The sequence below is a fragment of the Trichormus sp. NMC-1 genome, assembly GCF_001858025.1.
Classification (GTDB): domain Bacteria; phylum Cyanobacteriota; class Cyanobacteriia; order Cyanobacteriales; family Nostocaceae; genus Anabaena.
The window spans coordinates 234843-247648 of sequence record NZ_LZQD01000003.1 but is presented as its reverse complement, the minus strand read 5'-3'; the positions used below and the strand labels follow the sequence as shown (position 1 = coordinate 247648).

Annotated in this window: 9 protein-coding genes; 3 read left to right on the top strand and 6 right to left on the bottom strand. The window is 43.4% G+C overall.

Annotated elements, in window-relative coordinates; genetic code table 11:
- Nucleotides 1–231: 231 nt before the first annotated feature.
- Complete coding sequence (locus tag A9Y75_RS12460; protein WP_071189878.1) at nt 232–1821, bottom strand: glycoside hydrolase family 57 protein; 1590 nt, start codon at nt 1819–1821, stop codon at nt 232–234.
- A gap of 41 nt (nt 1822–1862) precedes the next feature.
- On the opposite strand from A9Y75_RS12460, the gene A9Y75_RS12455 reads away from it, so the two are divergent.
- Nucleotides 1863–2447 carry an Rpn family recombination-promoting nuclease/putative transposase gene (locus A9Y75_RS12455; protein WP_236721390.1) on the top strand — a complete coding sequence of 195 codons (585 nt, stop codon included), beginning with the start codon at nt 1863–1865 and terminating at the stop codon, nt 2445–2447.
- Nucleotides 2448–2467: 20 nt separating this feature from the next.
- Here the strand turns inward: A9Y75_RS12455 and rsgA are convergent, their stop codons facing one another.
- The 5 genes from rsgA to grpE form a co-directional block, all read right to left on the bottom strand.
- Entirely contained in the window at nt 2468–3574 is a 1107-nt protein-coding gene (gene rsgA / locus A9Y75_RS12450; RefSeq protein ID WP_071189877.1) for a small ribosomal subunit biogenesis GTPase RsgA, read from the bottom strand.
- Complete coding sequence (locus A9Y75_RS12445) at nt 3571–3828, bottom strand: sulfurtransferase TusA family protein (protein ID WP_071189876.1); 258 nt, start codon at nt 3826–3828, stop codon at nt 3571–3573. The genes rsgA and A9Y75_RS12445 overlap by 4 nt, the downstream gene beginning before the upstream one ends.
- A complete protein-coding gene (gene dnaJ, locus A9Y75_RS12440) occupies nt 3825–4955 on the bottom strand; it encodes a molecular chaperone DnaJ (protein ID WP_071189875.1) in 1131 nt (376 codons plus the stop codon). Before dnaJ ends, A9Y75_RS12445 begins: the two co-directional genes overlap by 4 nt.
- 722 nt (nt 4956–5677) lie before the next feature.
- On the bottom strand, nt 5678–7645 hold the full coding sequence (gene dnaK, locus A9Y75_RS12435; protein WP_071190132.1) for a molecular chaperone DnaK: 1968 nt from the start codon (nt 7643–7645) through the stop codon (nt 5678–5680).
- 294 nt (nt 7646–7939) lie between these two features.
- Nucleotides 7940–8686: a nucleotide exchange factor GrpE gene (gene grpE / locus A9Y75_RS12430; RefSeq protein WP_071189874.1), complete on the bottom strand. Its 747-nt coding sequence runs from the start codon at nt 8684–8686 to the stop codon at nt 7940–7942.
- Nucleotides 8687–9443: 757 nt separating this feature from the next.
- On the opposite strand from grpE, the gene A9Y75_RS12420 reads away from it, so the two are divergent.
- Nucleotides 9444–11453, top strand: coding sequence for a GspE/PulE family protein (locus A9Y75_RS12420; RefSeq protein WP_071189872.1), 2010 nt, complete (start codon nt 9444–9446; stop codon nt 11451–11453).
- Between the two features lie 153 nt (nt 11454–11606).
- Nucleotides 11607–12731, top strand: a complete 1125-nt coding sequence (locus A9Y75_RS12415; protein WP_071189871.1) for a type IV pilus twitching motility protein PilT — start codon at nt 11607–11609, stop codon at nt 12729–12731.
- The last annotated feature ends 75 nt before the right edge of the window (nt 12732–12806 follow it).

Sequence of the window (12806 nt, the reverse complement as noted above, 5' to 3'; positions counted from 1 at the left end):
AGACTTTCAACTCGTACAGAGGAGAATCGGCGGCAGTGCAGGTGGGGAAGTAGGGAGGTGGGGAGAATTTTCAAAACTTTCCCCATCGCTGTCCATCTTAATTGGGGGTTTTGCTTTGTTAATGGGAATATAGCAACCATCAAGGTGGTTAGGACATCAACAGATGATAAAACTTAGACACAAACAGACTTTCAACTCTGTCACCTGTCACCTGTCCCCTGTCACCTGCAACTACATCGGACGGTAAGCGCGATAGTTGATATTGGGGAAAATATTATCCATTAATTCGACTTTTTCCAGCCAACCGCTATCAACTTTACCGATTTTCACATCTTCATACAGTTTATTAAACCGCATTAAGTGCGATCGCGTTCTTCTCACCGCATAAGGAACCATTGTTCCCGTCCGCATAATAAACGCCCAGTCAGAAGATTGTGCTAATAATAACTCTCTCGCTGCTTGGTTTAAAGCTTTCCACTGTAATTCATCCTCTGGTTCCAGAGTTGATATTTCAATCATCCGTTCCGCAGCTTTATGTAAATGTGGGTAAACCCACGCGTTTGTTTCATTTAACCAATACTCGTGGAAACCCTTATAACCCCAACTCGACTGAGCCGGACGACAGACTTGTTGGGTGGGATTATCTCGTAAATAATCAGCCAAATGGGTCATTTCATAAGTACTTTGGTCATACCAAGACTTACGGAACAGGTAATCAATAAACCAAGGACCCTCATACCACCAATGACCGAATAACTCCGCATCATAAGGCGAAACAATAATTGGTGGGCGACCCATAATCCCGTGTAAATGCTCAGATTGCCGTTCACGGTTATACATAAAATTAGCGGCGTGATCTGCCGCCTTTTCCTTAGCCCAATAAGGATCATAGAGTGCTTTATCAGAAAGACCTAAGCCACGTCCAGTAATTTTATGATACTTAATGCCCGTATTTTTCCGCTGACCATTGGGCATGATGTATGGCTTAATGTACTCATATTCAGCTTCCCAGCCCAAATCTTTGTAAAATTCCCGATATTCTGCTGCACCAGGATAGCCTACCTCAGAAGACCATACCTGTTGAGACGATTCATGATCTCGACCAAAAGCTGCTACACCAGGTTCAGTGAAAATTGGGGCATAAGTACCGAAGCGGGGACGGGGACGAGCGTATAATATACCATGTCCATCGGTGAGGAAATAACGCAAACCCGCATCCGCCAACATCCGATCTAAACCTTCATAGTAGGCGCATTCTGGCAACCAAATCCCTCTGGGGGCTTTACCAAAAGTTTCTTCGTAATGTTCACAAGCTACTTGAATTTGCGCCCACACAGCTTGGGGATACATTTTCATCAGCGGTAAATACCCGTGAGTAGCACCGCAAGTGATAATTTCTAAGTTATTAGTATCTTGGAACCCTTTAAAAGCCGTTACTAAATCACCGTCATAACGTTCCCATAACTCCCGCGCTTCGTTGAACTCAGCAGCATAATGTTCAGCTAAATAACGAAGATGCCCATTTTGGACATTTCGCTCGGCTTCCAGTTCTATAAGTTCTTCTAGTTGGGATAAGTGTGCGTCATAGCGTTCTTGGAGCAGAGGATCACGCAGCATAGACACGAGAGGGGGTGTCATACTCATCGTGATTTTAAAGTCGATACCGTCTCGCTTTAAACCTTCAAATACTTTCAATAAGGGGATATATGTTTCGGTGATGGCTTCATAAAGCCATTCTTCCTCCAGCACGTAGTCACTTTCTGGGTGACGAACGAAGGGTAAATGTGCGTGAAGTACAAGCGCGACGTAGCCTATAGCCATAATAATTCTGGTTTGGTACTAGTAAGTTGAAGGTCGAGGGTTTGGCTGAAATTAACAATATTTTAAGACTATATCGGGATCATGATGCTTTCTTATTTCTTACCCCTAGTAATTTTACAAAACGCAGTCTAGACCCCGGTTTGCCTAGAAATTATCGAATCTTTGGATCTAGTGAGCAATTTCACAGGATTTACTTAGATGAATTAAATGAAAATACTGATCTATCCTTGGGATTGAGTTTGTTGCAACTCGTTGGTTTACGGGAAGAACTTGCGAAAAACCGTGGTAAAGAACTCATTATCCGCACCCGACAGGAAGTGACAGATGCCAAAACACAGAGAAAGTTTATAGAATTAATAGAAACGGTCTTCGTTTACAAGTTTCCAGATTTAATGAGAGAGGAGATTGAAGCGATGTTAGGACTGAATGAACTTAAGCAAACACGAGTGTATCGAGAAGCATTAGAAGAAGGGCTTGAGCAAGGTCTTGAGCAAGGTCTTGAGCAAGGTAAGCTGAAGGCAGTACCACTGTTATTGAAAGCAGGGATAACTGTTGAGGAAATTGCTAAACAGTTGGGTGTAGATTTAGCAGCAGTGAGAAAGGTTGCTGAAGAACAATCAGCATGAAAAATGCGATATCGCCATTCTTATTCCTCACTTTCGCGGTATAATTCTTGCAAATCCTGTAATTGAGTTTTCCGGGAAATACGGCGATATTTTTTACTTTCTAGCTTCGGTTCATACTGACTCTGACCTTTACCTTTAGATTTTAATTTCAGACTAGATTCGGGGTCAGGTTGTTGGTTAAGATGAGTTTGATATGCGATCGCATCGCTCAAAAATTCTAAGTAATGCTCATATCGTTCCCAGTCACCACTCACCACACAGTCTGGTTCATCTCGATGGGTACAATCACTAAATCGACAATTACCAGATTCTAACCTTTCTCTAGCTTCTGGAAAATAGTAGATTAATTCTTCGGGACTGCAATCTAAATCCGGCTGATTAAAGCCAGGAGTATCAGCTAACAACCCACCTTTAGGCATTTCAAATAATTCTACATGACGGGTGGTATGGCGACCACGAGCTAACTTACCGGAAACTTCCCCCACGCGCAGGTTGATATCGGGAATTAGTCCATTGATTAAGCTAGATTTACCCACACCGGAAGGGCCAGCAATTACAGTAATTTTATCAGTCAAATATTCACCTATATGGTCAATATTGATCTGGTTTTGAACACTGATAAATAGCGGTTGATAACCCCAAGCCTGTAAGCGATCGCTAATTTGCTGTTTTTCCTCTGAGGAAATCAAATCACATTTATTCAAACACAACAGCACATCAACCCCTGTAGACTCAGCCTTAATTAAAAATCTGCTCAATTGGACAGGTTCTAAAGGTGGGTCAGCTACTGCAAAAACCAGGAGAATTTGGTTAACATTAGCGATCGCTGGACGATTTAATTGACTATGACGTGGTAAAACCTCAGAAATTGCACCTTGTTGCCCATCCCAATCTGGTTCTTCCACAATTACGCGATCGCCCACCATCACCTGTTGGCCGATTTTTTTCAGCCGTGTTCGCCGCGTACAGAGGAGAATCGGCGGCAGTGCAGGTGGGGAAGTAGGGAGGTGGGGAGAATTTTCAAAACTTTCCCCATCGCTGTCCATCTGTACTCGATAAAAATTCGCCTGTACAGCTAACACCGTACCTAAAAACTGTCCAGTAGTAGAAACAGTATCCCCTTTCATGCAGCAGTTGCCGGACGGCGTACCAACAGAGAAAAGTAGGCAGAACAATCCGTAATTTCTTCTACCTGATAACCTGCCATGATCAAGCTATCCGGGACTTGTTCAATTGGTTCCCCAGCATCTAACCAGACTTCCAACAAACCTCCATTTGGCATTTGTTCCAGACGGAGTTTTGTCCGGACAAAATTAATCGGACAAGGAGTACCACGCAAATCTAGTTGAGCATCAGGAGTTAACAAGGAAAATACACTCATGACTTAAACAGATTTTCAAAAAATCCTCCACCTTTACCAGTTCTGTCTCCCTTAATTTTAGCCAGTTTCTCCAGCAGTTCTCTTTCCTCTGGGGTGATCTTCGTAGGAATATCAATCAATACCGTCAGCATATGGTCGCCCCGACTCACGGGATTTCCCAAACGAGGTACACCACGATTTTCCAGTTTCATCACCGTATTTGGCTGAGTTCCTGAGGGAATGATTAATTCCACAGGCCCGTCTACAGTATTCACCTCCAAACGGCAGCCTAAAATCGCTTGCAGATAGCTAAGTTTGATTTCCGAAAGAACATTAATCCCCTCCCGCTGGAATTCTTCATCCTCATTCACGAACAAGTAGACGTACAAATCACCAGGCGGACCACTGCGCTGACCGGCATCTCCTTCTTGGGAAATCCGCAAGCGCGTGCCATTATCTACCCCAGCCGGAATAGTAATTTTCAGCTTTTTCGTGACTTGATTTGCACCTTTACCGTCACAAGCATCACACTTATCTTCAACTACCGTCCCTGTGCCATTGCAAGTAGGACAAGTAGAGACTTGGGTAAAGCTACCAAAGGGCGTTCTCGTCACACGTCGCACTTGACCGGAACCGCTACAAGTCGCACAAGTCCGGGGACGAGTTCCTGGTTTAGCACCAGAACCACTACATACTTCACAAGTTTCTAAATGAGAAATGCGAATTTCTTTTTCGCCGCCAAATACTGCTTCCCGAAAATCTAACTTCAGGTCTAGCCGGAGGTCATCACCCCGCACAGGTCCACTGCGCCGTCTTTGTTGCTGGGTTGGTCCACCCATTCCCCCAGCAAAGCCGCTGAAAATGCTTTCAAAGATATCGGCAAAACCGCCCATATCACCCACATCTTGGAAACCTGCACCAGCCCCACTAGAAACGCCAGCTTCACCAAAACGGTTATAACGCTCGCGGGTTTCCGGCTCTGAAAGCACCTCATAGGCGCGGTTAATTTCCTTAAATCGCTCCTCTGCACCCGGTTCTTTGTTCACATCTGGGTGATACTTCCGGGCTAAACGGCGATAGGCTTGTTTAATTTCTTCTTTGTCGGTGTCACGAGAGACACCCAGAATTTCATAATAGTCGCGGGCCATAGAGCAAGGGTAAAATTTAGAAGGAAGAAATCAGAAATAGCGTTGGCAGAAGGTAAAGGACTAGAGACAACACTTAATTTTTGTTAATAATTAATTTTACCTTTTACCTTTGACAAAAGTTACTAGAAAGTCTTGAGTAACAGGTGCTTTTTTCAATATCAACAAAACAAGTTAGATAAATCATCAACACATTCAGCGGAACCACCCTAACGGGCAACCGCTGAGTAAGTGCCACACCCTTTGTTTGAGGGCAGCTTTTGCACCAGCGCTTGGCGTTTACACCATTTTCACTGTCTCAGGCTGTCTCTTTTACAATTGTGCTACTTACCTGGGTGAAACTACGCCTATCAACTAGAGGGACTAGCCGTACCATTTAGTGTGGAAAACCACCATATACTTTTGGTCGTATATGTAATATTGAGGCATCTAGTCCACTCTAATTCGCTTCTACAATCTAGCAAACCTTGGGGATATAAAACCATGATAAATTACCCAAAAATCGTAGGGTGGGTGAGAACGGTAGTCCGTAACCCACCATAAATTTAGGAGATAATAGTGGGTTACGCTGCGCTAACCCTACAAATTGAGGATTTTTTGATTTGGAAGTCCCTAACAGGATGCCAGGATTTTCGATTGATTCCACGGATAAGTCCGGGGGCTTGTACCATCAAGGAATTATTGGTCATTTTCAATTGATAATTTTTAATTCCGATCAAGCAGTGCTAGTCTATAGCCTCATAATCAGCCGCAGCAGTACTTTCATCATCAAAATCCAAATTAAATTGTAGTGGTGATGCTTGATTCGTGGAAGTTTCAGCTACTACTGTTGAGGAAATATCAGAAACTTCCTCTGGTTCAATTTGGTTGTCTAATAGGCTGCTGGCTCGTTTGTAAACATCTGCACCAATGCCAAACAGAGTTTGTTTACAGTCCTCTAAGATTGGCTTCAAGACTGCTATAGAGATAGCGGGGTCACTCATTGCTGCTTGCAGGTTGGCGAATTTCTCACTTGCCAACACTTTAACTTCTTCACCGATCAAGGAGTCATGATCCCGTAAAGTAGATGTGTAACTTAACAACAGGTTATCAGCTTGGTTTTTGAGTTCAATCAGTTCTTTACGTTTTCTGTCTTCTTCAGCATACAACTCAGCTTGTTGTCGCATCCGTTCGACCTCAGCTTGACTTAAACCACCTGTATTCGTAATCCGAATACTTTGCTCTCTACCTGTACCCTTGTCTTGAGCAGAAACTTTGAGGATACCGTTGACATCAATGTCAAATGCTACTTCAATTTGCGGCACGCCACGAGGAGCAGGGGGAATACCAGCTAGAAGAAACTTACCAAGAGTTTTATTATCTCGTGCCATAGCTCGTTCTCCTTGGAGAACGTGAATTTCCACAGAAGATTGTCCATCAACTGCTGTAGAAAAGACTTGGGATTTGCTCGTAGGAATTGTGGTATTACGTTCAATGATTTTAGTAAATACTTCTCCTAGGGTTTCCAGACCTAAAGATAAGGGAGTGACATCTAAGAGTAGGAGCGTATCGACTTCCCCACCCAAAACTCCAGCTTGGACTGCTGCTCCTAGTGCTACAGCTTCATCAGGGTTGATAGAGCGATCTGGAGTTTTACCATCGTAGAATTTGATTACAGCATTGAGGACTGCGGGAATGCGAGTCGATCCACCTACCAAGATAATCCGGTTGATATCTTTGGGTTTGAGATCTGCGTCTTTGAGTGCCTGAATCATTGGTTCGATGGTGGCAGCAATTAAATGTGCTGTGAGTTCTTCAAATTTAGAACGACTCAGTTCCATCTCCAAATGCTTGGGGCCTGTTTCATCGGCAGAGATAAAGGGCAAGTTAATTGAAGTATTTACCATGCTGGAAAGTTCAATTTTTGCTTTTTCTGCTGCTTCCCGCAGGCGTTGCAGTGCCATTTTATCTAGGGAAATATCTATGTTCTCTTGTCGCTGGAATTGCTCTAGCATCCAGAGGACTATGCAATTGTCAAAGTCGTCTCCACCTAGTTGATTGTTACCACTAGTTGCTTTAACTTCAAAAACTCCATCTCCAAGTTGGAGAATAGAGACATCGAAAGTTCCACCCCCCAAGTCGAATACTAAAATCAATTGTTCTTGATCTTGCTTGTCTAAACCAAAGGCTAAAGCGGCAGCTGTGGGTTCGTTGATAATCCGTAGTACTTCCAATCCCGCAATGGTTCCAGCATCTTTAGTTGCTTGTCGTTGGGCATCTGTGAAATAGGCTGGTACGGTAATCACAGCTTGAGTTACAGTGTCACCCAAAAAGTTTTCCGCCTCCTGTTTGAGTTTTTGCAGGATCATTGCGGATATTTCTTGTGGTGTGTAGTTAGATCCGCGAATTGCTACATCAACGGTATCGTCTCGACCTTTTACACAGTTATAGGGTACGCGAGTGCGCTCTGATTGCGTATCATCCCAACGGCGGCCAATGAATCTTTTGATACTGTAGATTGTATTTTCAGCATTAGTGATGGATTGCCGCTTGGCTAACTGACCAACTAAAAGATCGCCACTTTTGCCAAATCCGACGATACTAGGAGTGGTGCGTCCCCCTTCGGAATTGGCAATTACTATTGGTTGCCCACCTTCCACAACAGCAACGCAACTGTTAGTAGTGCCTAAGTCGATCCCAATAACTTTTCCCATATTTACAGTATTTTTATTGAGTGCTTGTACCGTGATTTTTCGCAAACTCTCGTTTTTTGCTCAGGGCTAGAGGCTGAAGGTAACATCTGTGTAAATCATGTTGGTAGACAGTGAAAATACAAAGAGTTATGCCGATGTCTGCTGCTGATTAAGAAGCCGAGTCTAGAAAGGGAAACAGTTATGGAAGGGGCTGTTAAATTTCAGAAACCGTTCAACAGCCCAATCCTTTTGGAAAAATGCGATTCTTGCCCTTGTCAGAATCTAAAAATTTTCAGTCAGTGCCGTGAAGAACACTTAACCGTTATTCTGATTCGACTCATCTTCTGGTGCCGAAGGTGTATCTTCTTTTGGGGCTGCCACTTTCACCATGGCATGACGCAGTATGCGTTCTCCCAAGTAATACCCGCGCACTAATTCTTCTAATACAGTACCGTCTGGATGTTCATCCGTAGGCTCTCGCATTACTGCTTCATGGAGATTAGGATCAAACTCTTGTCCTTCAGGACGCATTGGTGACACACCTAACCGCTTTAGAGAATCCACTAATTGTTTATAAACCCCTTGATAACTTTTGTGAATAGTCATCTCACCATCAGTTTGCGGTTTGAGGTGCGCTCTGGCCCGTTCAAAATTATCGACTACAGGCAGTAATTCCATAATCGTATTCCGTTTCACCTGCATCTCTGTGTCTTCTTTTTCTTTGGAGATGCGTTTACGATAATTCTCAAAATCTGCGGCAATCCGCATATATTGGGTACTACGCTCTTCAAGTTGTGCTTTTAGTGACTCAATTTGTTGAGCCGATTCTGCCAAAGCTGCCGTATTTACTTCTGTTGTTTCTGCCGCAGCGACACCATTTTCCTCTGTGAGTACAGGTTCTGCTGGTACATTAGTTTGGGCTGCCATTTGCTCAGTCACCTCGCTGCCAGATTCGTTAGAGTTAATTTCGGCTGGGGAGTCGCTTTTCATTGCTTGCTTTACCTCTATTGGTTCACCCAATTGCTGGCTTGTATTGTTTACTTGTTTATTTTCGTCCATTATTGTCTACTCATCCCAGATGCTTTTGACGACAGTGCGTCAAGCAATTGTAGATTTTGGATTTTGGTTTTTGGATTTAGCCCTTGTCTGAAGACAGGGACTTGGTTTCAGGATTTGGGATTTGGGATTTGGGATTTATTCCATAATTAAAACTGCGATCGCTCTGTACTATCTTAGGACTTACGCAAAACAGAACCAAATTAGCGGTAATTCATGAATTACCGCTACACAGGAATAAGGTTTTCAGTCACATCTTGCGTAAGTCCTATATCTTTTAGATTTTAGATTGATCAGATCAAACCGAAAATCGAAAAGATAGTAGCCACATAATGCCACCTTTACTGTTTAAGGCTGGCAGCTAAAGCTGATTTGACCGCCGACATTTTCTTAGGAGTGATGTCACCGTCCTCTTATTGTGACAAATAGTGAACCAATTAGCGTAGCCTTTCTGAAGGCGTGAACCGGAACAGTAATGGTAGCACCAAGAGTAAATCTGGTGGAATTGTGGAACTTGATAGCCTTCGCCCCTGATCATAAGTCAGTTTTTTAACTAATTATTACTGATGGCAGAAAAGAGATAGGTGAAAGACTGCTCTTTGAGGGTTTGGGGAAATTTTTCTCTCCATCTCCCCAAAACGGTACTGAGAATCAAAATTTTTCAGCAGAAAAGTTTTAAACTTAAATTTAATACAGACTCAATGCGAATTATTGACTACAGTGTGGGAATACTTGAATTAAGAGGTCTCCTACTCATTGACTTATGACTTACTCCTCACCACAACGGCGTAGCACCGCTCTAACTACCAGAACAGAGTTTTCTCACTTCGGCAACCAGCTAGTACAATCTGGCTATGTTAATAATGAACAGATGCGGCAGGCGCTGAGTGAAAGCCGCAAATCTGGCAAAATGTTGACAGATGTACTGGAATCAATCACTGGGCAACAACTATCACCGGAGTTTATCAGAGAATACAAGAAACAGCATTTATTTGAACTAAAAATACTATACGGTGTTGAATCCCTCGATCCACAAGTCAATCAAATTGGCAACATCAACGTTGGCAAATTGATTGAAACCCTGATCCCAGTGGATACCTGTCGTCGTCACCGCGTATTACCTTTATCTAAACATGAGGAGCAAAACCCGCCTTATTTGTTAGTGGCGATGGTTGATCCGGATAATCTAGAGGCTTGTGATGAACTCAACCGGTTTTTGCGCCCCCAAGGTTTATCTTTGCAGCGGCTGGTAATTACCCAGGAAGATTATCAGCAGATGATCAACAAATACTTAGATGAGTTGGCTGTTCGGGAAAAGGAAAAAGAACAAAAAAGAGATACAGATATTAATCAGGATTTAAAATACCTGGAAGATCAGGAGATGGAGGAAGTTGTTGATGATGATGCTGATATCAACAAATCCATTAAGGATGCCGAAGATGCACCCATTATCAAACTCGTCAATAGAATCCTGTTTAAAGCTTTGCAAGAAAATGTTTCGGATATTCATATCGAACCACAAGAGGAAAACTTACGCATTCGCTTCCGTAAGGATGGGGTACTGCGTGAGGCTTTTGACCCTGTACCTAAAAAAGTTATCCCGGCAGTTACAGCCCGATTTAAAATCATTGCTAATTTAGATATCGCGGAAAGGCGTTTACCCCAAGATGGTCGGATTCGCCGCTTGTTTGAAGGACGGAAAGTAGACTTCCGGGTGAATACCTTACCCAGTCGCTATGGGGAAAAGGTGGTACTACGGATTCTGGATAACTCTTCTACCCAACTAGGATTGGATAAGTTAATTACTGATCCTGAGACTTTGCATATTGTCCAGGATATGGTCAGCAAGCCTTTTGGATTGATTTTGGTGACAGGTCCAACTGGTTCTGGTAAAACTACTTCGTTGTATTCGGCATTGGCAGAAAAAAACGATCCAGGAATTAACATTAGTACGGTAGAAGACCCGATTGAGTACAGTTTGCCAGGGATTACCCAAGTACAGGTAATTCGGGAAAAAGGGCTGGATTTTTCGACGGCGCTACGGGCTTTCTTGCGACAAGATCCTGATGTGTTGCTTGTGGGGGAAACACGAGATAAGGAAACCGCCAAAACAGCGATAGAAGCGGCGCTGACAGGTCACTTAGTATTAACTACCTTACACACAAATGATGCTCCTGGTGCGATCGCTCGGTTGGGAGAAATGGATATTGAGCCTTTCATGGTTTCCAGTTCCTTAATTGGCGTTCTCGCACAACGTCTGGTGCGTCGTGTATGTACAGACTGTCGGATTCCCTATACTCCCACTACTGATGAACTAGCTCGCTATGGTTTATCAGCTGCCAAAGATGTGGAAATCACTTTCTACAAAGCTAACACTCTCCCCACAGAAGCTATAGCCGAAGCTAAAGCCAACAATCAGCTTTGCCAAAAATGTAATGGTATTGGCTATAAGGGACGTGTTGGTGTTTATGAAGTTATGCGGATTACCGAAAACCTCCAAACTCTTATCAACGAAGATGCACCCACGGAACGCATCAAAGAAGTAGCCGTAGAGGAGGGTATGAAAACCTTGCTTGCTTACAGTCTGGATTTAGTCCGTCAAGGTGCCACCACTCTAGAAGAGGTGGAGCGTGTGACATTTACTGATACAGGTTTGGAAGCTGAGTTAAAAGCCAAACGCAAGAGTGGCCTTACCTGTAAAACTTGTGATGCCACATTACAACAAGAATGGCTAGATTGTCCCTACTGTATGACACCCCGTTTTCAAGATTAGGGACAGGGGGGGCAGGGGAAGCAGGGGAAGCAGGGTAAGCAGGGTAAGCAAGGGAGGAAGGATCTATTTTCAAAACTTTTGATTTCTGGGCATTAATTTAGTCCTTGGTCATTTGATTTTTGATTTTGAATTTTAAATTGGAGCGAAGCAACTATGGAAATGATGATTGAAGACTTGATGGAGCAGCTAATTGACATGGGTGGTTCGGATCTGCACTTATCAGCAGGTTTGCCTCCCTACTTCCGCGTCAGTGGTCATCTGACTCCCATTGGTGATCATGTCCTCACCGCTGATGAGTGCCAAAGACTGATTTTCAGTATGCTCAACAACACCCAGCGGAAAACCTTAGAACAAACCTGGGAATTAGATTGTTCCTATGGTGTCAAAGGATTGGCTCGCTTCCGGGTGAATGTCTACAAAGAACGTGGAGCTTATGCTGCTTGCTTGCGGGCTTTAAGTTCTAAAATCCCTAACTTTGAAAAATTAGGTCTCCCAGATGTAGTTCGGGAAATGTCTGAAAAGCCTAGAGGATTAATTCTCGTCACAGGTCCGACAGGTTCCGGTAAGACCACTACCCTAGCGGCAATGATTGACTTAATTAACCGCACTAGAGCAGAACATATCTTAACGGTTGAAGATCCAGTTGAATTTGTCTATGAACCCATTAAAAGCTTGGTTCACCAACGGCAATTAGGTGAAGATACCAAAAGCTTTGCTAATGCCTTAAAAGCAGCTTTGCGGGAAGATCCTGATATTGTTCTAGTTGGGGAAATGCGGGATTTGGAAACAATTTCTTTGGCTATTTCAGCTGCGGAAACTGGACACTTGGTATTTGGTACACTGCACACTAGTTCGGCTGCACAAACAGTTGACCGGATGATTGACGTTTTCCCTCATGAAAGACAAACTCAGGTGCGGGTGCAATTGTCCAACTCTTTAGTCGCAGTGTTTAGTCAAACCTTAGTACCCAAGAAAAATCCCAAACCAGGTGAATATGGTCGGGTAATGGCTCAAGAAATTATGATTATTACTCCGGCTATTTCCAACTTAATTCGTGAAGGGAAAACCGCTCAAATTTACTCTGCTATTCAAACAGGAGGTAAATTGGGAATGCAAACTCTAGAGAAAGTTTTAGCTGATTTATACAAAGCTGGAACTATCTCTTTTGAAGCTGCAATGTCTAAAACTTCTAAACCCGATGAAGTTCAACGTCTCATAGGTGGAACACCACAACAGGGTGCAGGGGCAAAACCTGGTTCGGTTGCTAGAGCGCATTAAGTTTCTAATAGTGCCTACGGCAGGCTACCGCCAACGTAATTCGTAATTCGTAATTCGTAGTTATTATTCTAATTA